Below are 25,495 nucleotides of genomic sequence, written 5' to 3' on the forward strand. Positions count from 1 at the left end.
GTCATTCACGGTCACGGACCCAAGCTTCGCTTTCAGGAAACGATCGCCATGCATCTCTCCTTGCAACGCTACCAATACACCGTTGCCCCTTCGCCCATGCAGACCGCCACGTCCACCGAACAACCACAAGGCTCGCTGGGCCAATTGCTCGAACGTCTGCAAAATGGCCAAGCCCTTTCGACCAACCAGCAAAAGCAGGTCCTGCACGTGCTTGCCCAGAGCGAGACGAACGGCGACCGGGAACGTCCCGGCGAACTGAACGGCCAGGGCGTCACACTGCGCGACGAACAGGGCGCGGCCTATTTCAGTCTTCCCGGTAGCCATGCAAGCAGCGGTAAAATTGAGCTTCGCGGGCAAGACGATGGTCTGTTCCATGGCCTCGACGCTGAGCGGCGACAGACCGCCAGCGGCCCCTTCCTCCACGCGTTGCTGAGCGCCGCGCGCGGTACCGAGGTCGAGACCAATCCGGCGCATACCGACGACCTCGCGCAGCACCTGGGCGCTTACGCGCTCGCTCATGCAGAGGAGCTTGAGCGCTCGTTCGAAAACCTCGGACCCACCAGCGCCGAAACCGCTCCAACGGTGAGCGCGGCCAACGACAATGGCGATGTCCAGGAGCACCTGCTGCGCAATGTCCTGACCCGTACCGTTTCCCAAGTGGCGACCCGCATCAGCGCTCGGATGCTCGATCAGGTCCTCGCCGGCACTGTGCTCGAAGGGCTCCGCTTCGAAGACATGACTCAACTCCAGCCAGTGCTGGAGCAGTTCCGCGACGGCGAGCGCCCTTTGACCCTGCGTCTGCAAGGTCTGGCCGACGCCCTGGGCCGCGTGGCCAGGAGCCCGGACGGCGCCGTGGCCAACGCCCAGCAATGCCTCGAACTGTGTCTGAAAGCCGCCAGACTCGCCGAAACTATCCGTGACGAAGGCGTGAGCCTGGATGCCATGCAACGGGCGCTCACGCACATGCACGAGGCCCTGGAGCAGCCCATGCTCAAGAGCTGGGGCGACACCTCTGGGGCACGTGCAACCCTCGTGCAAGCCAGCCAATGGCTGGGCGAGTTAGCGCCGTTTCTCGGTCATGACGTGTCGCTGAAGGACTTTCTCGTCTCACTCAGCGAAAGCCCGACACTCAAGGAGATACTCTCAACGCAATACCAGGGCGCCGTACAGGTATTCGATGAGCTTGGCAGCTTGTTCGGTGCATTAAGGGAACGCCAGGTAGAAGCACCCGCCGCAAGCTCACTGGGGCAGGTGGCCTGGTTGCTGGGGCAGGTGGGTAGCAGCCAATTGGGGCAACTACTTTCCGAACGACTGAGCGATACGTTCGAACCCCTCTTCGCCACCTTGCAGAGCGCCAAGCATGCCGTGGCGGCGCTACGCGAGTTCCCCAGCGAACAATCCATGCTGCAACAGCTCCAATGGCTGGGCGAACGAATGGGACAAGGCGATTTCGAGCAGGCATTGCCTCGAGCGTTGCGCGAATCACTGCAAGACGGCATCAGGGGCCTACCCGTCTCGCTGGGACACATGCTGCACCTGGCGCCGCAACTGGCCCGTTACCCCAAGGACGGCGACTGGCAGGAAAAGCTAAGCTGGGGCGCACAATTGCTCAGCACTCCCGATGCCAGCCCGTTCTTGCAGCAGGTCCTACCCGAGCCGCTTTCTCAGCTTCTGGTGAAACCTTTCCAAGCGCTGCATCAGGCCCAAGACTTCCCTAGCAGCGCCTCTCCCCTAGCCCAGTTGCAATGGACCGCCAGTCTGCTGGCCAGGCCGGAGAACCTAGCGCTTCTGCAGCACTACGCACCGGCGGGCTATGACCAGGTACTCGCCCAATTGGGCAACCTCTCGGCGCTCAGCCAGAGCGCTGCCGCGCTGCGCCAGACCCTCGCCAGCGACAGCGCCTGGCCGAGCAAGGTCAAGGGCGTGGCGCAGCTGCTCCTGCAACCGCTGGCCCAGGAACTCAAGCGCCATCCGGAGCTGCTGCTGAAAACCGCGAGCTGGGCCAGCGGCGGCAACAAGACCACGGTCGGTGCGGCGCTCACCGCGCTACGCTTGTACACCACAATGCCGCAGGGTTTGAGCCCTAGCGAAAAAACCTCCTGGATTTTCAAGAGTGCCCTGCGCGAAGTGCTAAACGAGTACAGCGCGACGCTGGGCCTAGCGGTGACCCATGGGGAGAAGTTCCGCACCCTGCTCAACTACGCGAAACAGACGGTGCAGTTGTACCAGGCGTGGTCGAACCCGAAGCGGATGGAGCGGGAACTGGGCAATCTGACCGAGTTGCTCAAGCGAGACCTGCCCCTGCCTGACAACCTCAAACCGCTGCTTGATGCCCTGCCGGCCCTTCCAGCGCTGCTGCACGCCCACCAACAATACAAGGCACAGCCGGACAGCCTGCCTTGGCAGGAGCGCCTCTCGCGCATCGGCGGGCAGCTCTCCAGCAGCGATAGCCTAGCGCTCAAGCGCGTGCTCGATAGTGTCGAAGCCTATGCGGTGAACGGGCTGGTCGATGGCGCGAACCGGGCCATGCAGGCGCTATCCAACCACGACCCGCTGAAATTCCCGGCAGCTCAAGCCAATAACGTCCCCCCGGGCAATGGCGTGTCAAGCCTGATCGATGCTAACGATCCCTATATCCAGGCGTTCGAAGCCTTGGCAGCGCAAGCGGGCGTGGGGCCGGCCACGCACAACGTGCCGAGTGCCCCTGCGGCCACAGTAAACGCGTCTGCCGCGCCATCCATCGGCAACACCTCCACCGCCGCGCTCATGGCCGGGGGTGGCGCACTGGGTCTGATCGGCTCGCTCGGCTTGCTCGGCTATGGCCTGTACCAGCGCAACCAGCCGCAGGAAGCGATGCCGCGCGCCTTCGAGATGAAAGTGTTCAGCGACAAGCGCCCCGAAGCCACGGGGCAAGCCGCCAACGGCAGTGAACGTGAAAAACTGGTAGCCAATTGGGAGATCGTCATCGATATCGACGAGGTCAAGCAGGACACCGTCATCGATATCGAAAGCAGCGAGCATGAGACGCTCGTCGCTACCAACATTGCCGTCAACGTCGAGGAAGGGGACCTTGATGATGGCTTCGACATCAACGAGAAACTGGCATCCATGACGCCATCCAGCCCGCCCCGAAGCGGCGGTGGATTGCAGAGCACCCCTGCCCTGGTGATGCTGGGTTTGGTTGCGGGTGCCTCCGGGTTGGCGATGGCCAAGGGGTTGTACGACTTGAGCAACGTCCCGGAGCCGGCCAGCCCGGCCACCAACCCGCCTGACTCGACAACGGAGCCAACCGCCCCAACCACGGACCAGCCCGAGGCTGCAAGCCTGGCCCCCCTGGACGAACTCGACTACCTGAATCTGACCGACGACCTCGACAGGATCGATGGCGAGGTGCGCGAACTGCTCGCCCATGGGCAGACCTACGATATCGACGAGCTGCAGCGGCTGATCGACGATATCGACCAAACCCTGGAACTGCTAGGCGACATCGAGGGTGCCTTGGGCGTGAACCTCGACGACGTGCCGACCAAAGCAACTGCAACGCACGCTACCGTCCAAGCCCATCACCGCGCTAAGCGCTCCATCGGCTCGAACGATATCCGCACGCAACAGCAGGCCTTACACAACGCTGATGCCGCGCTGCAAAAAGACCCCAACGACCTGGGCGCGCTGGCGCAGAGCAAGCAAAGCCTGTCGCGGCTACGCCGCGACCTCGAAAGCCTCCAGTTGCCGGCCTCGCAGAGCGAAGCGCTGACCACGGCGCAAAAGCGAAAAGCCGAGCAAGTCATCCAGGCTGTCGACCGGCTATTGGAACCCCCGGAGTTTCCGCCAAGCCCGATCGACTTCCTGGAAATCCAGCTCACCGCCCTGGCTACCAAGCATGACTGCCTGAATAACATCGATAGAAAAACAAAAGTCAAGGTCAACTATGTAAGCGAAAGGGCCAAATTCGGCCTAAACACGATGATTTCAGCAGAAAAGAGAAGCGTAAAAGAGTTCGACCTTATCGATATTCTACGCCGCGAGCATATCCGCTTCCTAAACAAGAACAATGAAGGCCCTGGCTACGAGCGAATCTCCTTCAACGATGCCAGGCTACCCAATGCTTTACTGAATGACATCCTGGCTACCGATGTCGAGGCCCAATACCATGCGCTGATCGACGCGTTCAAAGCAGATGCCCATAGAAATCCGGAGTTATTGGCAAAACGCAAAGAAAAACTGCAGAAAAATATACAGGGAATAGTCAAAAATATAGTAAATAAATACCCTCGTTTTCCTGATATCAGCTACCTGAAAAAGTTCCTGCAGAACCAACAAGCCAGTCAAGCCAAACTGAACATCCCAGGCACCCCAACTGCCAACTTGAAAGACAGTTTCTTCATTGAGACCAGAAATGGCGGCGGCTTTCTGTTCTTCCTGAATAACCAGCGAGTGTACAAACTACCGGAAAACGAGCAGGCGCGCAGGACCTTTATCGAAGGAAATCAGAACCTGCAAAAAGATATCAAGGCCGCCCTCCCTCTGTTCGAGCAACTCGACTTAGGCGACAAAAGTCTTCGCTACGCATACTCCATGCCTAATCAGATGAATCTTTACAAGGGTCAATACGTCCCAATTCTGGCATTCCAAAAGACATCGAATATTGTCGACTCACTGTCGAATATCGGCTTGGAGCACGATAAAGCCAATATGGATACCTTGGCGGTCTCCGACGGTGAAATCTCCTGGGACAAGTGGATGGCTGCCGCGCGTTTTGCCAGTTTCGCACTGTCGCTGGCTCTACCAGTCGCCGCCGCCGCACCGGCGTTGGCCAGCCGGGCGATGCTACTTGGCGTGTTGAATACCGTGCAAACGCTGGGTCTTTCGACCGCGCCCAACGTTCTGAAGTCGATGTACGCCGACCTTCCCGAAGAGCGCGCCCAAGCCCTGAAAGCAGCCACCATAGATCTGATCGGCGAAGTCGGCGGCTGGGGCCTGACCGGCCTGAGCAAGGTCGGCGCTTTCAACAAGTTGAGCGAGAAGGTCAACAACATTGTCAACAAGATGAAAAAGAAACCGGTGAACCTGCCAGACACACCACCGGTACAGATGCCCAAGCGCCCGCCAGCGCAAGAGCTGCCCATCGACCTGTTGAAAACCAAACCCCAGTACCAGGCGGTTGATGACTTCTTGAAGGAGCGAATACAGGGTTACGCAAGATACGTCCAGACGCCCGCGCTGAACTGCTCCCACGCCATGCGGGATGTCATCAGCGCTCTGGAGGGGAGGCTACCAAGCACCCTGTCAGTCAGGAACATTGAAAAGGTCGGGGTCATCATGGCCAAGCCAGAAGGCGTGGACTCCCTGGCCAATCACTTTCTGGTAAAGGCCAATATCAACAATAAGGATATGGTGATCGACCTAACCGCCGGACAATTCCGCACCGGTCACAATATTACCGGTGGCGGCTTTATCGGAACCCTCGACGAGTGGCTGGAAACCTTCAGCAAGCTGGAAAAGAATAACGGCCGTATGATCGCGATCAAGACTACCGGCAAGAACGTAGACCTCGTCAAGGAGGTGAACGATACGATCACCAACGCCAAGAATATTTTCGATCTGCCACAAAGCGGCTTCAATCTCATTCATCAACCGCCGTGGTTCACCCAGGCTTCCGCTCATGATCTGGCGCAACGCTTCGCCGAAACCTGGAAGAACAGTCGAGAAAAACTGCTGGGTAGCCTGGACCAACTGGGTGATGCGATGCCCTTCAACATGGAAAGCCTGCCCGGCCCATTACTGAGCCGTCTGGACAAGCAACTCCTGAAGGCAACGGTCAAGACACTACTGCCCAATTCGGACAGCGATGTCGAGCTGAACAGGCTGCTCGATGAGATCGAACAAAAGCGGCAGCAACTGCTTGGCAATCAAGCGATCAGCGAATCCACCACTGCAACACCAAGCAGCACGTCCAGTACCGCAAGTACGACAGAGGCCAGCTCATCGACTGCCATTTCCGCGCTCAACCTCAAATTACAACAGATGGTGCAACTCATGCCGTCTTCGATCGAACGGGACGACTTATCGAGCATCATGGCTAACATAGAGCACATCGCCAACCAACTTAACTTCGACAGTTATTTAAGGGAAGACATCAACTCACCTTCCGCCCAGGAAACCCAGAGACTGATCAGCGACTTGCAAAACTCCCTAAAAGCAAGAGAGAAAGAAATAGACCAGATTGAAGACAAGTTCACAAATTATATAAAAATAGGGGAATTTTACATTTATTACGACGCCATAACCACAATGCTCAGCGATTCTAAACGACCCAGTGACAGTGATTGATGAAGAAGCCCGAAAACGCCTACTTTCCACGCTGGAAATACGTAGCGCGGGAATGCGCCAAGAGTGTGTGGGTGGCTTTGCGTGGCTCCGGGCGCTGCCCTCTTCCGAACGCGACCCGCCCCTCTCCCTGAAGCGGAGAGGGGTAATCCACGCCGGGAAGTCCGAGCGAACCTGAAGCCCAACGCGTCTGAAACTGCAAACAGGCGGTGGGGGCGCGACTGCGCCCCATCAGGAGGCCGAGTGGAAGCGTTGCAAAGCGCAGTAACAGCCGAAGGGCGAGCGTAGCGAGTCAGGGGGACGAGCGGCATGGATGCCGCGAGAGGCGTGTGGGGCCAGGGATGGCCCACACCGGATTGCCAATACGCTATGAGCTCCATTCCCGGTAGGCAGCCAAGAAACAAAAAATCCGCTGCCGGATATCTGGCAGCGGATCCTCAGGGCGCCCCGGCAACCGCCCTGCTTCAGCTGTTTTTGCCTTGCCTCACCCCGGCGTGTCAGACATTGCGCAAGCGTTGCTGCAACAACATCCGCGCCTGTTGATCCTCGAAACTCGAACGGTGTAGTTCCGCTCTCGCCAACCCGGGCTCATCGTCCCAGAGCGGGTTGATCGGCATGTGGTAGCCAGCGTCCTTTGCCTGCTGCACGAGTTCCGCCAGCTCCTGGTTGTTCTCGATCACACAGATTTCCTCGAAGCGGCCGATTCTTTCAGGCAGGAAGAAGGTGGCGGGATAATTGGCCGCAGGATCGGTGGCCGGACTACCCGAGTCGGCGTTGTGGTGCACCAGCCACTGCCCCTCTCGGCCGACCAGTGCCTCATTGATCTCGGGAATCATCTGCTTGATGCGCTGCGAAGCATTACCGACCAGTTTGTCTTCTGCCGCGTAGAACTGGGCCGGGTTGCGGAGGTCAATGGCAGCCTCGCGCAACAACCGCTCTTGTGCGCTTGGGCTGTAATGGTTCAAACGCTGCATGAATTTTCCATGGGACACATCCGGCAATCGCAGATTGTCGCGCTCATCCAGTTGAGCCAAAGACGGGCCGATCATCAGCAGGTCGTAATCGGCGGTCAAAGGCAGCTCATTAGGCGGCGGCGGCTGGTGGCAGCGTTCCGGGCCATTGGGCAACAGGCTCACATCCAGAGGGGTGCCTTTCAGCACCTCCAGCGGCTGGCCTTCGTGCTCGATGTGGTAGGCCAGCTCGCCTTCCTTGCCGACTTGTTTGCCTTGGAATATGTAGTACTCGCCACTTGGGGCACGTGCTCTAATCTCAATGTCACCGTGCACGCTGACTTCGGACAGCCGCAGTGCGGGCTCATCGCCGGTCTTCGCAGCGTTTTGGGCGAAATGCTTCTGTATCTCCTCCAAACGCTCGCGGCCCACGATCAGTGGACCGACACGGGCATGTCCGGCATCGAGACATTGCCGGACTTGTTTGTTGTATTTCTCGATGTCCTTGGGGTCACGGCCCTCCAGTTTACTGAAGCGCTGATCGGCACAGATCAAACCTGCCTGCGGTCCCCAGGAAGCACTCTTGCCCTTGATGAGGAAGTTCTTCGTCGGATGACCGTCAGAGATGAGGCCGGTGGCTAGTGGATCGACTGCACGCACGCCAATCACGCAGTTGCTTTCCGTGGCGTAGCGCTGAAAGGGCACGAGGTGCTCGAAGACAATACCCGTCTTGTCCTTGACCTGTTCAGCCAACGCCCGCATCGCGGGTTCTCGGGCCGCGTGTTCGGCCTCGGACATGCGCACTCTGCCCAGTTCAGGTAATGCGGTGCGGAGCTCGGCCGTTACGGGGGCCCCCTTTATTGCAGATAGGGTCAGCATATGAAGTAAGCTCCTAATTCGAATTTTTCCAGGCCTACCCCGCCCGTTGTCCACGTCATCGGCTGAATAGCGCTGCTCAACCGGCCTCGGGGTCACGTGGCGGTGGCGGCGGCTCCCGATACGACATCGCGCCTAACATGAGCGGGTACTGCCCTCCTCCAATGACTGCGGCCAAAGCATCGCGTACCGCCGTGACCTGTATTGCGCTCAAGCCCGTTGCCTGGATGAAGGGGGCGAGCATATCGTCGATAAGGAAGGTATTGGTTCCCGAGCTGGCACCCAACGCATAGCTGCCAAGAAGTTGCTGAACAAGCTCCCGACGCTCGGGAAGCGCTACCTCCAATGACAAGCGCAGCTCCTGGCGCGCCTCAGGCGAGCTCGAGCAGTGGCGCCAGGCATGTGAGAGAAATCCTCCAGCCGTCGAGGCCGCGGCGTTGATGACACCACGGTTCAAGTCCGCCAAGGGCTGCCACCCCTGCCCTGCCGAGGCCTGGCCTTGCCCTGAGGCTGGCGCACCGTGGGAAGATGCCTGGTTCGCAGCCATCGTATTGACTACCGATGAAGCCGTGATCATGGCAGCCGCCTGGGCATTGACCGGGCTAGAGTTGTCTTGCAGACGCAACCACGACAGCATGGCTTCGCTCATCGCGGCATGAACCAAGTTGTACGCCGCTAGGGTCGGTGCCAGGATGGCCAGCGAGCCGGTCATGCCGGCAGCGACCATCAGCGCCCCCCCAACCAGCAAGCCGCTGCCTCGGGACAGATTGGAGGTGGTGGTGGCCACACCACGCACGTTGTCGTGTACCAATCCCGCAGCCCCGAGCAGCAGTGGTAACGAGCCCGCCATCGCGCCCAGCGCGGTACGCGCTGCCGCGCTGGCATTGCCACTGGTCAAGGATTGTTCGATAGCAAAGGCGACAGCCTGTCTGACGAATGTCGGTATGCCGGTGGCTATCACCGATTGCAGCGCCATGTTGGCGACGTTCGATAGCCGTCGCGCATGCGGATTTTCAAATTCATTGCGGGCGACTCGCTCAAGTGCCGTCAGCACGGCGCGCAAGCGTCCCGCCACCGCTGCCTCATCGCCGGTAGAGGCATCGAAATACGCTTCTGCTCTTTCAGACGTACCCGTAATGTCAGAGCGGGCATCGAAATACTCATCGCTCCAATCGGACGTACCCGTGATGTCGGAGCGAGCATCGAAGAACTCTTCCTCTATCGTGGAAAGCGCATCCTCGAAGACCTCGCACAGCTCCACGGCAGGCGAGTTCGCGGATAAATCGCCTCGGTTCGGTACCTCACCGTCGTTCAAGTAACCCTGGATATCGGCGCTCAATGCTTCGGCACCTTGCCGTACCTGAGGCTCGTGGAAGGTCTCGCACCAGCTCTGTGTCTGCTCGAGCAGCATGTCGAGCTCCAGCACGGTATCGAGCATGGTCCGAACGTTGTTCGTAATGTCTTCAGCCTGCTCGCGCGGAATATTCGTCGGCGGAGTCAAATTCAGCGGTAGCTCTAGATTCTGGCTCCCCGGGGGGCTCCCTCCTGTCCCGGACACGGGAGGCATGGAATGCAGTTCGATGGTTTCAGTTGCCGGAGACGATCCGGCTTGAGTTTGGCGAAACGTCGGAGCATCGATTTTCATGAGCGTTCCTTGATGTCAGGAAGCACCTTCTGTCCCAGGTGATAGGTGCCATGCCCGGTCATCATTGACCAACCACAGCCATGTCGCTTCCAAAAACCGTCTCTTGCTTCCCAAACTCCACTCATCAACCTCCACTCATCGTCATGCGCTGTGATAGCGCTGCCACAAGGTCAAGATGACCGCCACTGCCGCCTCGCAGGCATCCAAGCCATTCGTCAGTACACAGTAATCATCCGGAGTATTCGGCCGTGCCAGGAGTTTTCGCAGGCGGGCCTGTTCGTCTTGCAGCGATGCAACCGCCTGATCACGCTCGGAGCCACAGGTGTCCTCTCTCAAAATGTCTTCAAGGTTTGTCAGACGCATGGGTTTCTCTCTCCAAAATCAATCACAACTCAGCACTTACAAATCGATTGGAAGTGACAGCAACTGCTGGCCCCTGACCAGCGCGATAGCCTTGCGGCTGAGCGCATGCACCCGATAGCCGCTGGGCAATACGCTGCCTTGTTGCAGGCGCATGCCATTGGCCAGCTCCACATAGATCGAATCCCGAGTACCCCCTACGGTCACGACTAGGGCCGGCAATACTTGGGCGGCTGGAGGTGCCGATGGGATGTTCTGGTATTGCGCAGTGAGGCGTGGCTGCGCTTCGTTGAACGCTTCGATTACGCTTGACAACGCCATGTTGCGATCGGAAGAAAGCTCGCCGCTCACCAGGAAAGTCCGATTGGATACCGCCAGGCTCACGCCTTCAAGCAAGTCATACTCGGTCAAGGTGGCGAGAAGGCGCTCGAACAGTTCTGCCTGGTCATTCTTGACCCACCAATCGCGCAAACCGGGAATACTCCGCAATTGCTCGGCGGTACGCAGCCAGTTGCCATCGGCGCGAATCGCCCCGTGCACTTCGACGGTATCCACCATGGCGCTGGCGACATCCACATCGTGGTAACCGTTGAGCTCCAATACCTTGCGTACGCTGTCGCGTACCGTATCCGCGCACACGCTTTCATCTCGGAAGTGCACTCGCCATCCGCGCAGCGCATCACGCAACGCGTTCACGCTGCTCGAGCGCTCACAGGTGCCACGTAGCACACGTTCGCCACGCGCCCTTCGCTCCAGCCGCAGGCCTTGCAATGCCGGCTTGCTCATTTCAGCCTGGAGCCAAGCTTCCAGATCGAATACCTGCACCTCTTTCTCCGGCTGCCAAACCACCAGGCCAACGGCAATCAGGCCAATCGCAGATACCGCCGCGGCAAAAAGGTTTGAGCGTCCCCGAGGCTTCTCCTGTGGCAAGGCGCGTGTGGGTACGCTGAGATAAGCGATGTCCGTATCTTCGTGCCCCAGCACAAAGGCCACTCCCGCAAGATCGACGGCCTGCCCGAGCGGCAGGCACTCCAGCTCGTTCATCGCTACGCCGTCTATCCACACCCCCCCTTCGGAGCTGAGCCGAACGCCCTCCTCGTTCGTCGAGAGCACGGCTTCGCTCATGTTTTCCAAGGGCAGCAGGATGTCTCCGTTGGGGCCGCCAATACGCAGCTCCCCCTCGGGCAAGACCAGCTCCCTACCGCTGAACGGTCCGTTCAGCCATCTCAATTTGAATCCGGACGACGACATGCCAAAGCGCTCAAATACTTGACAAAGGTTCAGCGGTGATCAGGAACAGCCTGAGCGTTTGGCGCTTGTTCTCCTGGGTGGTGCGGAATAATCTGCCCAGCAGCGGTATATCTCCTAACAAGGGAATCTTGCGAGTTCCAACGATCTGCTCGTCCTGGATCAAACCGCCAAGCAACAATCCCTGTCCCATCTTGAGCAAGGTTTGCGTGGCGATCTCGGAGTTGAGGGTTTGCGGCAACGGTTCCTGGCTACTGAGCGGCGTGGTTTGCCGTCCATCTTGAATCACCAGCGAAAGCATGATGTCGGTGGAGCCGTCATCCGAACGCACCACGCGCGGCGTGACACGCAGCAGCGAGCCGGTCGAAATCGACTCGAGCTTGGCTTCATGCTCTGAACTCACCTTGGTGTAGAAGGTGACGTTGCGGTCGAGCACGGCCTGGGTATTGTTCAAGGTGACCACCGACGGGCGCGACAGCATATGCGCCTTCGAATTCTGCTCCAGAGCGCTCAGGCTCAGCATGAAATTGCCGGTGTCGCTCACCACGCTGGAAAAGTTGCCGTTGCCGAGCCCGGTGCCACTGTTGAACTTGACCGTGCCCCCTCCAACCCGCGCGGACGCGGACCAGTCGACGCCCAGCGCCGACAGGTCTTCCGAGTTGATGTCGATGATTGCCACGGAAACCGCGACAAGCTCCGGTTTGTAGTCGAGCTGAGCGATCAGATCATCGTAGATGGGCAGGTTGATTTTGCGGTCGCGCACGATCACCGCATTTTGCCGTGGGTCGACCGACAGCATCGGTAGCGCCCGATCCGCAGCCTGGGGCTGGCCGTGATTTTCCTTCAGCGGCAAGGCGCGCCCCTGCATCATTTCCCTGAGCACAGTCACCACGCCCGGCACCACGACTTCCTGGCCACGGTAGCTGTAGTTCATATCGGCCGCGGTGGCGTATCGCAGTGCGAACGAGCGAATCACTTCCTGATTCTGATCGTGGTTGAGCTTCTGCCCATCAAGTTCCTTGGCGAGCTTTTCGACCCGCTCCAGGCAGACGGGAAGGCCATGGATCTCCACCGCGTTCGAGCCGGCCACTTCGCGCATACTGCAGTAGCGCGCATTTAACAGCCCCATGCTGTCCAACTGTTGAGTCAGCGTGTCGACCGGTAGATAGGTAGGAGCGATCAGCCGGCTGCCGAACTCATCGGCCTTATAGACATGGATCGTTCGCCCGTCGTAATACCAGGCAAGCTGATGCAGCTTGGCCAGGTGATCGAAGGCCTGCTCAGGACGCATGCCGTTCAAACTGCCGATGAACGAATCATCGATTCTCTGACTGACGATCACCGGGATGCCCTGATGCGCTCCCAAGTCCCGCAGTACATTGGCGAGCTTGCTACCTCGGGTGGAGAAGTAGAACTCCGGCGCTTCGTCCCAGCTCATGCTGGCAGTGGCGCTCTGCAGCGAAATGGCGCAGTACGCGGCGCAAACCAACAATGCACGTGAAGAACAGGCCATCGCGCTCATGCCAGATTCTCCGTGACTGAGGTGCAGCGAGCATCGGACGAAGCCTCACCAAGCACGGCAAACCAGCGGGCAATCGAGAGCATTTGGCTTAGCGATGCCTCCAACTCGGCAGGCTCGATGGTTGCTGCGTGCCGGCGCACCAGCCAGATGGCTTTCTCATCGAGCTGCAAACTGTCATCGAGGCCCGCAGCCGTGGAGGCGAGCCACAGGGTGGCCTGCCTGAGCCAAGTGTCATCATCACTATCACGGTCTACGGCCAAAGCGACCAGCAAACCGTTGGGGTGCTCCAAGGTCCAACCGCACTGGTCCGCTAGCTTGAAATGGATCAGCCCCCCTTGCTCACCTACCGGTCTCAACGATTCGAGAGAGGAAAATACAGAAGGAAGTTTCATCACGGGATCGGCATGCTCTGGAATAGTCGTTAACTACCTATTCTCGGGGTCGCCCCTGAAAACCACGATCAGGTGATGACCTGAATTCAATACCCGCCCAGTAATGGAAAGAAGCTTTTTGCTTCAGTTTTATGGAGATATCAAACGACGCAAGTCGTGCAGATCCCCTTCACACAACGGCTCACCATCACGGGCGAGGTTCTCCAGGTGTTCAGCCACCTCGCAGACGAGCGTCATGCCCACCAAACCCGCGCATCCTTTCAGGGCGTGCAAGGCTTCCAGCAGCTCGCCTTCCTTTTCCCGCCATGCCACAACGACCCGCTCATGCAAACTCATCAGCTCAGTGATCGCTACCAGCCTCGTCTGCTCGTCCGACATCTTGATCAATGGCCGCTCCAGATTCCGATTCGGCGACATCTCGATACCTCTGGAAACCTGCATCACGGCAACCTCGGAAACCATGGCGGCCAACTCATCGATACCGACGGGTTTGGTCAGGTAGCCGCACATCCCCGCTTCGCTGGCGCGCTCATGCTCTTGCTGAGCGGCATTGGCGGTCACGGCGACGATCGGCGTATCCGGATCGAGCACGCCAGAGTGCTCCTCACGCCACGCCCGTGTGGCAGTGAGGCCATCCATCTCCGGCATGCGGATATCCATCAACACCAGGTCGAACACCTGCTGCCGCCCCAACTTCAACCCCTTGGATGCGGATGCCACGGTTTCGACGACATGGCCCATTTCACGCAGCATGCGCCCAAGCACTTGCCGGTTGGTTTCCACATCATCGATGATCATTACTTTCAGTGACCATGGACACAGCATCGCTGAGCGCATGGCCATATCCGTGGGCATGGCTTCCTTGTCATGCAAAACGCTGCTTAATTTCTGCCACAATTGCCCCGGCAAATGCACTAACTCCGGCACGCCCAATACATTGGAAGATCCATTGAATACCTCGACTCCCCACTCACGCAATTGCTTCTGCAACACAAGCGGAGCAGGCAATTGCCCCGAGAACATCGGCAGCGGTGCGCTGGCATCATGCAATGGGACGCTCAAGGTAAAGCTCGCGCCCTCCCTCTCTCGGCTTTCCAAACTGAGTTCGCCATCCATCATCTGCGTCAGACTCCAGGCGATCGCCAAGCCTAATCCCGTTCCGCTGTCGTAAACGCTGCCCTGTACGAATGGCTGGAAAACCATGTTATGGCACTCTTCCGCAATTCCCTTTCCAGTATCGGTAACCGTGACCATGAGTCTTTCCCCGTGCATTACGGCCCGCAGATGAATCTCTCCCTGCTCGGTGAACTTGACGGCGTTACCCAGTAGATTGACCAGAACCTGGCGAATACGCAGCCCATCGATTACCGCGTCCTGCGGCACATCGGCCGCAACAAACGCCGTCAGCTTCAGCCCCTTTTCCTGGGCCTTGAGGCTAACGGTCAACAATGCTTGGTCAAAGATTGGCAACAGTGCTGCGCGACTGTATGCCAACACCAACTGGCCACTGTCGATGCGCGAGAAATCAAGCATGTCATTGATGATGTCCAAGAGATGTGCGGACGATTGTCGCGCGGTTCTGACCAACTCGAGATGACGCGGCGGTAGGTTGGAACGCTCCAGCAATGAGAGCGGACCGAACACACCATTGAGCGGCGTACGGATCTCATGGCTTAGGTTGGCCAGATGCTCGCTCTTGCGGGTGCTGGCTTTCTCGGCCTTGAGCTTGGCTTTGGCCAGCTCCTGAGTACGCTCCAGCACTTGCTGCTCGAGAGTCTGCTGATTAGACAAAACCAATCTCTGCTGCTTGTTGTAGAAGCGCGCGATAAGGCCCAACTCATCCGGGCTGCTCTCGGGCATCATTGGATTCTGGCCGTCTGGATGCCAAGCACCGATAACATTGATGATGCGTTGCAGCGGCGTACCCAACATACGCTTGAGCAGGAGCGACGCGCAGATCATCAACAACACTTGAACCAGGAGGTTCCAAGGTGTCGTTGAATACAACAAAGAAACCGTCGAGCGGGAAATCATCTCCGCTGGGTAGATCACCGTGATGCTGCCGAGCGGATCTCGCATTGGCATGCATAGTACATAAAAGCCAGCGACTCGAGCCGGCTCCTGATCACAGCCTCCTGGAAGCTGCTTGAGCACGAGAGCCGACAATGGGTCTTGCGTGCTCCACAATACGCCCCCTGAGCGATCCCTCATCACCACTTGCATGTTCTCATGCAACATGGTGAGCGCTTCATTATAGAAAACCTGGCCGGAAAGCACCTGCTTGGCAGCATCCCCCCTGGATACCAGCAGCATGGACTTGCCCTCTTCGCCGCTGGGTAACACATTCCATACCAGATCAAGGTCCTCCTTCCGTCGCGAACGCTCCTCCAGAACCTTGACGGTACGCTGAAGATCCTCAAACGTGATCGTCGGCTGATAGAACACGACCCCTTGTCTAGGCAGGACAAGAAAGAGATTGGAGCGGACTTCAGGCGCACCGCTGCCGAACAGACTGATGATTTCATGAGCCATACGAAGAGCCGTTGGATCGGAGTCGAGACTCCGATCCTGGAACGGAACGAATACCGTATGAGCCGTCAACACCGAGTCCTGATCGATACTCAGACGTTCGCGCAGGCTGCTCCAGGCGTGCAACAGTAAGGACACGCGCATTTCGTCGTAGTGATTACGCTGTTCCTCAAGCTCCACCATCCCCTGCAGCTCAATACGCATCGCCGTATGAACGTCCTGAATACCTTTCATGTAGCGAAAGTGGAGCCCGATCATTTCGGACAACAGCCAAAACACGATCATCACGCAACCCAGGGTAATCCCTATGCGTCGTACCAGGTTTGCCTGCCAGAACCTCTTCAACCCACTCACTAGCAACATGGAAGCTATCACTCCTGTTCTCTGTATTCAGGTTTTTACCGGATAGAGCCAAATAGGCGAACTATAGAAGATGCTCCAGAGCTATCGCATCGAAAGAGACTTCATGGACCTGCAAACAGAGCGCCGGCTCGAAAAATTCCTGCAACTGTCGGACCTCCCGACGGTTCGCATCGACCCGCGCATGGAGTTCCATTTGCCGCCCTTACATTTCTACATCGAATATATGGACTCCCGTGTAGTGCTCACCATGAGCCGAGCCATCGATAGCCCTCACCGCGACGACGCCTTCAAGATGTTGCTGAACCGCTGTCATCCAGTACGCACGCAGGGCATACCACTGCGCGCCTACATGATCGCCGAGCGGCTGTTCCTAAGCTTCTCACCCGCTCCCGAGCATGAAATCAAGCATTGGCTGACATGCCAGCAGACGATGCAGCGGTTGCTTGAATCCCTTCATGGTGGCGAGCGATGAAACACATCAGCAAATGGTTAGCCCTGGCTGCGCAGCGCCAGGACGTCGTACTGGCGATCGTTCTGCTGGTAGCCGTATTCATGATGATCGTACCCTTGCCAACCTGGCTGGTCGACATGCTCATCGCCATCAACCTCACTGTATCCGTCATTCTGCTAATGATGTCGCTGTACATCCGCGATCCGCTCGAGTTCTCGGTATTTCCGTCGCTTCTGTTGATGACCACGCTATTCCGTCTTGCGCTTACCATCAGCACCACGCGTTTGATCCTTCTACAGGCCGATGCCGGAGAGATCATATATACCTTCGGCAGCTTCGTGGTCGGCGGCAATCTGGGCGTGGGGCTCATCGTCTTTCTCATAATCACGGTGGTTCAGTTCATCGTGATCACTAAAGGCTCCGAGCGAGTAGCCGAGGTCGGCGCGCGCTTCTCGCTCGACGCCATGCCAGGCAAGCAGATGAGCATCGACGGCGACATGCGAGCAGGGGTCATCGACGCGCATGAAGCACGCCGCCTGAGAAGCCAGGTACAGAAGGAAAGCCAATTGTACGGCGCGATGGATGGCGCAATGAAGTTCGTCAAGGGCGATGCAATCGCCGGCATTATCATCATCATGGTCAACATCCTTGGAGGCGCGGCGGTAGGTGTATTCATGCATGGCATGAGCGCTGGCGAGTCGATGTCGACTTATGCGCTGCTGTCAATAGGCGATGGCCTGATCGGCCAGATTCCCGCACTCCTGATCTCCATCGCCGCCGGTATCATCGTTACTCGCGTGCCGGGCGAACAGCGCCAGAATCTCGCGGATGATATGAGCGATCAGATCACCAGGTATCCTCAGGCGCTCACTCTGGCAGCTTGCGTGCTCATCGCCTTCGCGCTGATTCCTGGTTTTCCGTTCGTATACTTCCTGCTGCTCTCGGCGGTGATATTCAGTGGCGCCTGGTGGCTCAAGCGACGCCGCGGCTCAAGCGCCTCCGGCACAGCATCATCCAACCACGGCGATCCTGAGCGGGCGCTCCCCGTTGGCGGCGACGCGGAGCATGACAGTGCTCCGGGAATGAAACCAGGCGCCGAACCCTTGCTGATTCAGGTGTCGGGCGATCTACTGCGCAAAGGGGCGTTGCGTCAAAGCCTGTCTGCCCTGCGCTATAGAATGTTCGAACGGCTCGGTATCCCACTACCGGACGTTCACGTTCAGGAAAACCGTGAGCTGGCACCGGGCAACCTACAAGTGCTGCTCTATTTGGAGCCCGTTCTTCAGGTCAAGATCCACGACGACATGCTCCTGGCCGACGCCGCAACCCCGCCACAAGCGCTCGCCCGGCAGACGGACGCCCTGCCCTTCAATGGCTTGCAACTGCAATGGTTCGATGCGTCCGCGAGTCATGCCTTGGCCGCCACAGGCGTGACGATCTATGAGGGAGATGCGCGCATCGTTCACTGCGTATCGCTGGCTATCGAGCGCTATGCCTCGGACTTCGTCGGCGTGCAGGAAACTCGTTACCTGATGGATGCCATGGAGGACAAGTACGCCGAACTGGTGAAGGAAGTGCAACGCCAGTTGCCCATTGGGCGAATTGCGGATGTGCTCCAGCGGTTGGTCGGCGAGAACGTTTCGATTCGTGATCTACGCACCATCTTCGAAGCGCTTATCGTATGGGCGCCCCGCGAGAAGGACCCGCTCATGATTGCGGAATACGCACGCATGGCGCTGCGCCGCCACATCACCACACGGCAACGGGCCAAACAGATGTGGATCAGCGCTTGGACGATCGGAGATCGTATCGAGGGCATCATCCGCGAATCGATCCGTCAGACCTCCGCGGGTTCCTATTCGTCGCTCACGCCAGAACAAAACCAGGCCATTCTCGGCTGCATCCGATCGATGCTCGAGCAACGGGAGTCACAGCATGGCGTGCTCCTGACGGCAATAGATGTCCGTCGTTTCCTACGCAAACTCCTTGAACGCGAGTTCTACCATTTGCATGTTCTTTCGTTTCAGGAAGTCAGCGATGAGCACGAAATGCGCGTGATCGGCAACATCGATCTAATCGGCGAAGCGTGATATGCAAAGACCTAACGCACGCAAAGTGCACGAACTATTGAATGAGCACCTGGCAACGAGCATCGGCTCGCTGCACTGCAATCCGGCATCGATGGAGTCCTGCTACGGACGCATCGTCGAAATCGGACCGACGCTGTTGCGAGCTTCCCTGCCGGGAGTCAGCCTGGCCGAACTATGCCGGCTCGAACCACAGGGGCTCGAGGCGGAGGTCGTCGCCGTCGAGGGGGACTTCGCCTGGCTCTTGCCTTTTGGCGAACCTATCGGGGTCACGGTCCGAACCCTCGTCAGCACTCAAGGCGCCCCACATTCGATCGCCCTTGGCGAGCACCTGCTTGGCAGCGTCATCGATGGCCTGGGACGCCCTCTCGACGGTACTCCCACCCCCGAAGCGACAGCTCGGCGCGGCCTTGAAAACACCGCCCCCAACCCACTCACCCGAAGGATCATCGATACGCCTCTACCGCTGGGCGTTCGCGCTATCGACGGCGTGCTGACCTGTGGGGAAGGACAACGCATCGGCATCTTCGCCGCGGCAGGCGGCGGTAAAAGTACCTTGCTTGGCATGATCTGCGATGGCTGCACGGCCGATGTCATCGTCCTCGCCTTGATCGGTGAACGAGGCCGTGAGGTTCGTGAGTTTCTCGAACAGACCCTGCCGGAACAGTCACGCCAACGCAGCGTAGTCGTTATCGCGACCTCGGACCGCCCCGCAACCGAGCGCTTGAAGGCTGCCTATACCGCAACAACGGTGGCCGAATACTTTCGTGATCAAGGCAAGAAAGTGCTGCTCATGATGGACTCACTCACTCGCTTTGCCCGGGCGGCTCGCGAGATCGGCCTTGCTGCCGGTGAGCGACCGGCCGCGGGCAGCTACCCGCCCAGCTTCTTTGCACGACTACCACGCTTACTGGAGCGCGCGGGGCCGGCCGAGGTCGGCAGCATCACGGGTATCTACACCGTACTTGTGGAAGGGGACGACATGAACGAGCCGGTCGCTGACGAAGTCCGTTCGATCCTCGATGGGCACATCATCCTGTCGCGCCAACTCGCCCAGGCCAACCACTATCCAGCCATCGACGTCAGCGCCAGCGTGAGCCGGATCATGCATCAGGTCACCGGCGAAGAGCATCGTCGCCACGCGGGCAAATTGCGCCGCCTGCTCGCTGCCTACAAAGAAATCGAGCTACTGGTCAGGGTCGGCGAGTATAAACCCGGTCAAGATTCGCAAGCGGATGAAGCACTGGCGCGCAAGGAAGCGATCCAGGCGTTTCTATGTCAATCCGTCGATGAAAAGACTCCCTACGAACAAACGCTAGAGGCACTATGGAAAGCCACGGACGGACAACTCTGAGGGCCCTGCTGTCCATCAAGGTGCAGCGTGAGCGCAGTCTGCGTTCGCTGCTCGCGACCTATACGCAACAGGAATCGGAGCTGCTCGACAGGAAGAGCACGCTGCTCGAACAGCGCCACCAGCATTGGGAGAACTGGCGCCAGCAAAGCGCGATCGAACAGCAACTCAACCATACGCAACTCCAGTTGCTGAAACGAACCTTGGCCAGCTATTCGGAAAAAGACTTGCATTTCGCGGAAAAATTGGACGAGCTCCAGGCTGAATGGCAGCAACTACAGGTCAACAAGTCGGAACAACAGTCGCTACTGTGCAAGAACCTGCTCGAGCAAGAAAAACTCAGGTTGATTCTGGAATAGAGCATGCAAATCTCCAAACACACGACCCCTCGCGCGCGCGGCGAAGTGCCGGCGAGCGAGATAATTCCCCCTCAACAGCAGGCCGCATTCCTTGCCCTGCTGCAGGGTGGCGATGCGCCCGCAGCAGACGAGCGGCGAGCAGACCAACACAGGCCCACGGCTGGGCGCGAAGAGGCAGCACGCTTCATCATGCCCACGCCGATGCGTCCCCTGCCGACTGCCGAGCAACTCTGCCTGCGACTGACCAATGGCGCGCTCGCAGGCATGCTGATCGAGGCACGCCTGCAGGGAGGCGTGCTCACGTTACGTTTGCGCATGAGCGAGGCACAACGAGGCGACCGCAACAGCACCTGGCAGGCCGAGATGAAGCGTGAACTGGCCTCGCACCCCGAACTTCCCATTCATCTAGAGTTCGTTGATGACCATGCACCAACCGATCAAACTGACACTGCAAGAAGCTGAGCTGCTGCGCAAGCTCGGCCCTGGACGGGTGGCCGCCTGGGAAGGCGGCCGGCTTTTCCTGGGCTTCGCCAAACAGCAGCGTGGCGAGCTCGTGCTCGAATGCACGCTCGATGAACAGCCGCTGCACCTGGGCATAGTCGAATCGAAATGGCTCGCCTGGATCGAGTCCGAACTGCCCATAGCGTCCTGGTCCATGCTGGCAGAGGACCTGCACCTGCCTTTGGCGGCATTGACCGTCACATCCCTGCAAGAGGCGCTGCACCCGCTTGGCCTGCCCTGCCCAAGCGCGCGCACGTTCGAAAAAACCTCGGCGCAAAGGCTACACAACGGCTGGTTCCTACGCTTGGAACACGAGGAGCGCATACTGGACCTACAACTGCTGGTGGCGCCGCTGGATTGGCTGAGTTCGCTGATCGAAGCCATGCAACCCGTTCCCGAGGAAAACAACGAAGCGCCAATGCCGAGTGCCCCGCTGTCCCTGGTCACTGGCTGGAGCACCGTTGAACGATCGCACTTGCACGGCATGCGCTGCGGCGATGCCCTTGTCCTGCGACACGTATGTCCCGTCGCTCAGGCCCAGCTCGTGCTGTTCATGCAGCGCCCGCTGGCCACGCTTACCGCGTCTTTCCCAGATACCTGTCACATCGAGAGCGTCATGTCCGACTTCAACGATTGGCTGGACATACAGCCAACACCTCCCAATGCTTCCGCCCCCAATGCTGACCTGCTCGTCACGGTCGTCGCCGAGGTAGCTAGTATCGACGTCCCATTACACAAGCTCACGGCTCTCAAAAAGGGCGACCTTCTGGAAGGGCCGATCCACAAGAACGAGCTTGTCGCGTTGAAAGTCGGTGGTCGTCCCTTCGCCTACGGCACGCTACTCGATATCGACGGCCAACTCGCGGTGCGTGTCGAACGCTTGGTCTGAAACACCACGCATCCATCGACGCAGAACGGCCCATCAAGACGATGGTGCCGGGTTTTCGTCCCCTCTACCGTTCGGAGCGGGTCAGGGAGAAGGCCCAGGGCCAGTTCAGGTCTTCCCCCGATACCTGCCAGCACAGCCTCCCGGAATAATTCGCCCCATCATTGAACGCCCTGGAGTCACCGATGGGTTTGCTGGATCAACCGTTGCAGTTGATCGTCGTGCTGCTAGCACTCTCGATCATGCCCTTACTCGTCATATTGGGTACTTCATTTCTCAAACTCGCCATCGTCTTCGCGCTGCTGCGTAACGCACTGGGGACGCAACAGATTCCTCCCAATATCGCGCTTTACGGTCTCGCCATGGTGCTGACACTGTTCATCATGGCGCCGGTAGGACTCGACATTCAGGAGCGTCTCGAGAGCGAACCGATCGAACTGAAGTCGAAAGACTTCGTGCGGCAAGTCGAAACCGGCGTTCTTTCGCCTTACCGGGATTTTCTGGAGCACAACACCGACCCCGAGCAAGTGAGTTTCTTCTCGGAAATTGGGCATCAGGTCTGGCCCGAGAAATACCACGCGCGCATCCCCGAAAATTCCCTGCTCGTATTGCTTCCGGCGTTCACGGTCAGCCAACTGATCGAGGCATTCAAAATCGGCCTACTGCTGTTCCTGCCGTTCATCGCCATCGATCTGATCGTCTCCAACGTCTTGCTTGCGATGGGCATGATGATGGTCTCGCCTATGACCATCTCGCTTCCGCTAAAACTGCTCGTTTTCGTTTTGATGAACGGCTGGGAAAAGTTGATCGAACAATTGCTCCTTTCCTTTTCCTGACCCATTCGGAACGCCTATGAGTACCGCCGTCATCACCCAACTGGCCAGCCAGATGCTGTGGATCATCCTGCTGCTATCCCTCCCCGTCGTCGTGGTCGCCTCGACCGTGGGCGTCATCGTCGGGCTGGTGCAGGCACTGACCCAAATACAGGACCAGACCGTCCAGTTCCTGATCAAGCTGATCGCGGTCTCCATAACACTGGCGGCCACCTATCACTGGATGGGCGATGTACTCCTGAACTACGCGATTCGCTCCTTCGAGCAGATCAGCCGAATGGACCTGTGAGAATGGAACTGCTTTCCACCTGGATGCCGGCATTGGGGATATCCATGCTGCGTCCGCTCGGCATGATGCTGATGGTGCCTCTCATGAACCCGTCCGTTCTGGGAGGCACCCTGATCCGTAATGCCGTCGCACTGGCCATTGCGCTTCCAGCGCTGGCGATGTATGAAACCTGGCCCCTTCCGCAAAAAAGCCAGTTGAACGGATGGAGTTATCTGTGGCTCGCCGCCACGGAGATCGGTATTGGCGTGATGATCGGTTTCGTCGCGGCCATCCCATTCTGGGCACTCGACATGGCCGGCACGCTGATCGACACCATGCGCGGCACAGCGATGGCCAGCGTGATCAACCCCATGATCGGTCAGGAATCATCATTACTGGGTATCTTGCTGACGCGCCTATTCGGCGTCTTGTTCCTGGTCACGGGGGGCCTGAACGAGCTGATCGCGGCCCTGTATCACTCCTACGCGACACTGCCGCCAGGCGCGGCCTGGCAACTGCAAGAAAGTTTCCCAGTGTTTTTCATGCGCCAATGGCAACTGCTCTATGAGTTGTGCATACGCTTCGCCATGCCTGCGATGGTCGCGGTACTCCTGGTAGACATGGCGTTCGGTCTCATCAACCGCTCGGCGCCGCAAATGAATGTGTTTTTCCTGTCCATGCCGGTCAAGAGCGCTTTCGCCATCTTCATGCTGATCGTGTCGCTGGCCTATGCGCTACAGGCACCGACCGACTGGTCGCTTCGTCTCGTCGAATACTGGTATGAACTCGCGGAGCACCTGCGATGAGCGAGAAGACCGAAAAACCGACACCGAAAAAAGTCCGTGATGCGCGCAAGAAGGGACAGGTAGCCAAAAGCATCGAAATTACCGGCGGCCTGCAACTGGCCGCCATGCTGGGCTACTTCCTGCTCGAAGGGCCATTCCTGCTCCAGGCATTCGAGATCCTGATCGATGTCTCCATCGAAGTCGTCAACCAGCCCATCGGCCCCGCCACCGACCAGATAGTCGCCGCCTTCGTCGGGCTGACGCTGCGCTTTCTCGGCGGTATCGCCGCGCTCGTCATCGCCATCACGGTCATCTCGATTCTCAGCCAAGTTGGCCCACTGCTGGCTTCCGAGGCATTGAAGCCATCTCTGGAAAAGGTCAATCCACTGAACAATGCCAAGCAGATGTTCTCGATGCAGAGCTTGTTCGAGCTCACCAAATCGATTTTCAAGGTACTTGTACTATCGCTGATCTGCTACTACCTGATCCGAACCTATACCCCCTCCATACAGCACTTGCCATTGTGCGACGTTGAGTGTGGCATAACGACCGCTACTCGATTGTTGTTCTGGATGTTGGCTGTATTGCTCGGCTTTTACGCAATATTTGGTCTCGCCGACTTCGCATTCCAACGCTACAACACAACCAAGAAACTAATGATGTCGATAGAAGACATTAAACAGGAATTCAAGAACACCGAAGGTAACGCGGAGATCAAGGGCAAGCGCAAGGAGATCCATCGAGAAATACAAAGCGGCAGTTTGGCGAGTAATGTCAAGAAATCGACGATGATCGTACGAAACCCAAAACATATTGCCGTATGCCTCTATTACCAAAAAGAGGAAACGCCTCTACCGCAAGTTCTCGAGATAGGTTACGACCAGCTCGCGCTACACATTGTCAAGCTTGGCGAAAAAGCTGGAATCCCTGTTGTGGAAAACATAGAAATTGCTCGAACGTTGGCCGCCCAAGTTCCACCAGGAGGATATATTCCATCAACGTTATTCGAGCCCGTTGCACATCTCCTGCGCATTGTAATGGACATAAAATATGAAGACGATACATCCTATTGAATACATAGCACCCGTAAGAAAAAAACTGGACACCTGTTGCTTCAACTTACTCCTTGCAGGGTCTATATACACTAATTCAGCATTTAGTTACGACGCTATCATCAATGAATCACCTGTCACACTCAGTATCAAGCCAAACCCCATACTCATGCAAAAAAACACGTCACCTTCCGCAATCCGAAGCGAGAGCATCAAATGGCGAGACTTAGTAGAAAAAGTTGCAAATGAGGTCGAAATCGATGCTCATTTATTACACGCGATGGTGGCCATTGAATCCCGCTACAAGCATGAGGCGGTCTCTCCCAAGGGCGCTCTTGGCTTGATGCAAGTAATGCCCACCACGGGTAAACGCTTCGGCTTTACCGATCTAACCCTCCCCTATAACAACCTGAGTGCAGGTGCGACTTATATGAAGTGGTTACTTGAGCATTTCGAGTATAATCTCGAATTAGCGTTGGCCGGTTATAATGCCGGAGAGGGGGCAGTAGCAAAATACGGAAAGGCAGTACCACCGTACCCAGAAACACAAAAATATGTAGCAAAAGTCATGTCATTATACGGCAAGAGTCACCCCTCCTTCTCCCCAGCTCCCACCAAGGAACTCCGGCTACCTCTAACAGAGTCAAACACAAAAAACTGGGAAATAGCCGCACAGCTTATTGGGTTATTAATTTCCCCTCCCAAATAGA

General features: G+C 57.9%; 19 protein-coding genes. 12 read left to right on the plus strand and 7 right to left on the minus strand.

What is annotated here, in order from left to right; genetic code table 11:
• Positions 1-48 precede the first annotated feature (48 nt).
• Positions 49-6,330, plus strand: coding sequence for a hypothetical protein (locus H0I86_RS31670; protein ID WP_180923379.1), 6,282 nt, complete (start codon positions 49-51; stop codon positions 6,328-6,330).
• 494 nt (positions 6,331-6,824) lie between these two features.
• Here H0I86_RS31670 and H0I86_RS31675 read toward each other — a convergent pair whose 3' ends face one another.
• The 7 genes from H0I86_RS31675 to H0I86_RS31705 form a co-directional block, all read right to left on the minus strand.
• Positions 6,825-8,075, minus strand: coding sequence for an anthrax toxin-like adenylyl cyclase domain-containing protein (locus tag H0I86_RS31675; protein ID WP_180923380.1), 1,251 nt, complete (start codon positions 8,073-8,075; stop codon positions 6,825-6,827).
• A 157-nt stretch (positions 8,076-8,232) separates the two neighbouring features.
• Positions 8,233-9,798, minus strand: coding sequence for a hypothetical protein (locus H0I86_RS31680; RefSeq protein WP_180923381.1), 1,566 nt, complete (start codon positions 9,796-9,798; stop codon positions 8,233-8,235).
• 141 nt (positions 9,799-9,939) lie between these two features.
• A complete protein-coding gene (locus tag H0I86_RS31685) occupies positions 9,940-10,161 on the minus strand; it encodes an EscE/YscE/SsaE family type III secretion system needle protein co-chaperone (protein WP_180923382.1) in 222 nt (73 codons plus the stop codon).
• Positions 10,162-10,197: 36 nt separating this feature from the next.
• Positions 10,198-11,346, minus strand: a complete 1,149-nt coding sequence (sctD, locus tag H0I86_RS31690) for a type III secretion system inner membrane ring subunit SctD (RefSeq protein ID WP_373369395.1) — start codon at positions 11,344-11,346, stop codon at positions 10,198-10,200.
• 73 nt (positions 11,347-11,419) lie between these two features.
• The gene (locus H0I86_RS31695; protein ID WP_219637308.1) at positions 11,420-12,928 is read right to left on the minus strand and encodes an EscC/YscC/HrcC family type III secretion system outer membrane ring protein; all 1,509 of its coding nucleotides are present in this window, start codon (positions 12,926-12,928) and stop codon (positions 11,420-11,422) included.
• Positions 12,925-13,320 carry a hypothetical protein gene (locus tag H0I86_RS31700; RefSeq protein ID WP_180923384.1) on the minus strand — a complete coding sequence of 132 codons (396 nt, stop codon included), beginning with the start codon at positions 13,318-13,320 and terminating at the stop codon, positions 12,925-12,927. Before H0I86_RS31700 ends, H0I86_RS31695 begins: the two co-directional genes overlap by 4 nt.
• A gap of 129 nt (positions 13,321-13,449) precedes the next feature.
• Positions 13,450-16,212, minus strand: a complete 2,763-nt coding sequence (locus tag H0I86_RS31705; protein WP_180923385.1) for a response regulator — start codon at positions 16,210-16,212, stop codon at positions 13,450-13,452.
• A gap of 103 nt (positions 16,213-16,315) precedes the next feature.
• Here H0I86_RS31705 and H0I86_RS31710 point away from each other — a divergent pair, with 103 nt between their 5' ends.
• From H0I86_RS31710 to H0I86_RS31760, 11 genes are all read left to right on the plus strand, one after another.
• Complete coding sequence (locus tag H0I86_RS31710) at positions 16,316-16,684, plus strand: type III secretion chaperone SycN (protein ID WP_180923386.1); 369 nt, start codon at positions 16,316-16,318, stop codon at positions 16,682-16,684.
• Entirely contained in the window at positions 16,681-18,753 is a 2,073-nt protein-coding gene (locus tag H0I86_RS31715) for an EscV/YscV/HrcV family type III secretion system export apparatus protein (protein ID WP_180923387.1), read from the plus strand. Before H0I86_RS31710 ends, H0I86_RS31715 begins: the two co-directional genes overlap by 4 nt.
• A 37-nt stretch (positions 18,754-18,790) precedes the next feature.
• Positions 18,791-20,104: an EscN/YscN/HrcN family type III secretion system ATPase gene (locus tag H0I86_RS31720; protein ID WP_308416455.1), complete on the plus strand. Its 1,314-nt coding sequence runs from the start codon at positions 18,791-18,793 to the stop codon at positions 20,102-20,104.
• The gene (locus tag H0I86_RS31725) at positions 20,077-20,460 is read left to right on the plus strand and encodes a hypothetical protein (RefSeq protein ID WP_180923389.1); all 384 of its coding nucleotides are present in this window, start codon (positions 20,077-20,079) and stop codon (positions 20,458-20,460) included. Before H0I86_RS31720 ends, H0I86_RS31725 begins: the two co-directional genes overlap by 28 nt.
• A gap of 3 nt (positions 20,461-20,463) precedes the next feature.
• Positions 20,464-20,922 carry a hypothetical protein gene (locus H0I86_RS31730; RefSeq protein ID WP_180923390.1) on the plus strand — a complete coding sequence of 153 codons (459 nt, stop codon included), beginning with the start codon at positions 20,464-20,466 and terminating at the stop codon, positions 20,920-20,922.
• Entirely contained in the window at positions 20,879-21,850 is a 972-nt protein-coding gene (locus tag H0I86_RS31735; protein ID WP_180923391.1) for a type III secretion system protein SepQ, read from the plus strand. Before H0I86_RS31730 ends, H0I86_RS31735 begins: the two co-directional genes overlap by 44 nt.
• Positions 21,851-22,032: 182 nt before the next feature.
• Positions 22,033-22,683 carry a type III secretion system export apparatus subunit SctR gene (sctR, locus tag H0I86_RS31740; RefSeq protein ID WP_180923392.1) on the plus strand — a complete coding sequence of 217 codons (651 nt, stop codon included), beginning with the start codon at positions 22,033-22,035 and terminating at the stop codon, positions 22,681-22,683.
• A 16-nt stretch (positions 22,684-22,699) separates the two neighbouring features.
• Positions 22,700-22,969, plus strand: a complete 270-nt coding sequence (locus H0I86_RS31745; protein WP_180923393.1) for an EscS/YscS/HrcS family type III secretion system export apparatus protein — start codon at positions 22,700-22,702, stop codon at positions 22,967-22,969.
• A gap of 2 nt (positions 22,970-22,971) precedes the next feature.
• Positions 22,972-23,754, plus strand: a complete 783-nt coding sequence (gene sctT / locus H0I86_RS31750; protein WP_180923394.1) for a type III secretion system export apparatus subunit SctT — start codon at positions 22,972-22,974, stop codon at positions 23,752-23,754.
• Complete coding sequence (locus H0I86_RS31755; protein WP_180923395.1) at positions 23,751-24,806, plus strand: EscU/YscU/HrcU family type III secretion system export apparatus switch protein; 1,056 nt, start codon at positions 23,751-23,753, stop codon at positions 24,804-24,806. The genes sctT and H0I86_RS31755 overlap by 4 nt, the downstream gene beginning before the upstream one ends.
• Positions 24,784-25,494 carry a lytic transglycosylase domain-containing protein gene (locus H0I86_RS31760; protein WP_219637309.1) on the plus strand — a complete coding sequence of 237 codons (711 nt, stop codon included), beginning with the start codon at positions 24,784-24,786 and terminating at the stop codon, positions 25,492-25,494. The genes H0I86_RS31755 and H0I86_RS31760 overlap by 23 nt, the downstream gene beginning before the upstream one ends.
• Position 25,495 lies beyond the last annotated feature (1 nt).

Source organism: Pseudomonas chlororaphis subsp. aurantiaca (assembly GCF_013466605.1).
GTDB classification, from domain to species: Bacteria; Pseudomonadota; Gammaproteobacteria; order Pseudomonadales; family Pseudomonadaceae; genus Aquipseudomonas; species Aquipseudomonas chlororaphis_I.

Excerpts from the sequence above, each read along its gene's own strand:
- H0I86_RS31670 (WP_180923379.1), top strand. The coding sequence starts at position 49 with ATGCATCTCTCCTTGCAACGCTACCAATACACCGTTGCCCCTTCGCCC.
- H0I86_RS31675 (WP_180923380.1), bottom strand. The coding sequence starts at position 8,075 with ATGTCCGAGGCCGAACACGCGGCCCGAGAACCCGCGATGCGGGCGTTG.
- H0I86_RS31680 (WP_180923381.1), bottom strand. The coding sequence starts at position 9,798 with ATGAAAATCGATGCTCCGACGTTTCGCCAAACTCAAGCCGGATCGTCT.
- H0I86_RS31685 (WP_180923382.1), bottom strand. The coding sequence starts at position 10,161 with ATGCGTCTGACAAACCTTGAAGACATTTTGAGAGAGGACACCTGTGGC.
- H0I86_RS31695 (WP_219637308.1), bottom strand. The coding sequence starts at position 12,928 with ATGAGCGCGATGGCCTGTTCTTCACGTGCATTGTTGGTTTGCGCCGCG.
- H0I86_RS31700 (WP_180923384.1), bottom strand. The coding sequence starts at position 13,320 with ATGAAACTTCCTTCTGTATTTTCCTCTCTCGAATCGTTGAGACCGGTA.
- H0I86_RS31705 (WP_180923385.1), bottom strand. The coding sequence starts at position 16,212 with ATGTTGCTAGTGAGTGGGTTGAAGAGGTTCTGGCAGGCAAACCTGGTA.
- H0I86_RS31710 (WP_180923386.1), top strand. The coding sequence starts at position 16,316 with ATGGACCTGCAAACAGAGCGCCGGCTCGAAAAATTCCTGCAACTGTCG.
- H0I86_RS31715 (WP_180923387.1), top strand. The coding sequence starts at position 16,681 with ATGAAACACATCAGCAAATGGTTAGCCCTGGCTGCGCAGCGCCAGGAC.
- H0I86_RS31725 (WP_180923389.1), top strand. The coding sequence starts at position 20,077 with ATGGAAAGCCACGGACGGACAACTCTGAGGGCCCTGCTGTCCATCAAG.
- H0I86_RS31730 (WP_180923390.1), top strand. The coding sequence starts at position 20,464 with ATGCAAATCTCCAAACACACGACCCCTCGCGCGCGCGGCGAAGTGCCG.
- H0I86_RS31735 (WP_180923391.1), top strand. The coding sequence starts at position 20,879 with ATGACCATGCACCAACCGATCAAACTGACACTGCAAGAAGCTGAGCTG.
- sctR (WP_180923392.1), top strand. The coding sequence starts at position 22,033 with ATGGGTTTGCTGGATCAACCGTTGCAGTTGATCGTCGTGCTGCTAGCA.
- H0I86_RS31745 (WP_180923393.1), top strand. The coding sequence starts at position 22,700 with ATGAGTACCGCCGTCATCACCCAACTGGCCAGCCAGATGCTGTGGATC.
- sctT (WP_180923394.1), top strand. The coding sequence starts at position 22,972 with ATGGAACTGCTTTCCACCTGGATGCCGGCATTGGGGATATCCATGCTG.
- H0I86_RS31755 (WP_180923395.1), top strand. The coding sequence starts at position 23,751 with ATGAGCGAGAAGACCGAAAAACCGACACCGAAAAAAGTCCGTGATGCG.
- H0I86_RS31760 (WP_219637309.1), top strand. The coding sequence starts at position 24,784 with ATGAAGACGATACATCCTATTGAATACATAGCACCCGTAAGAAAAAAA.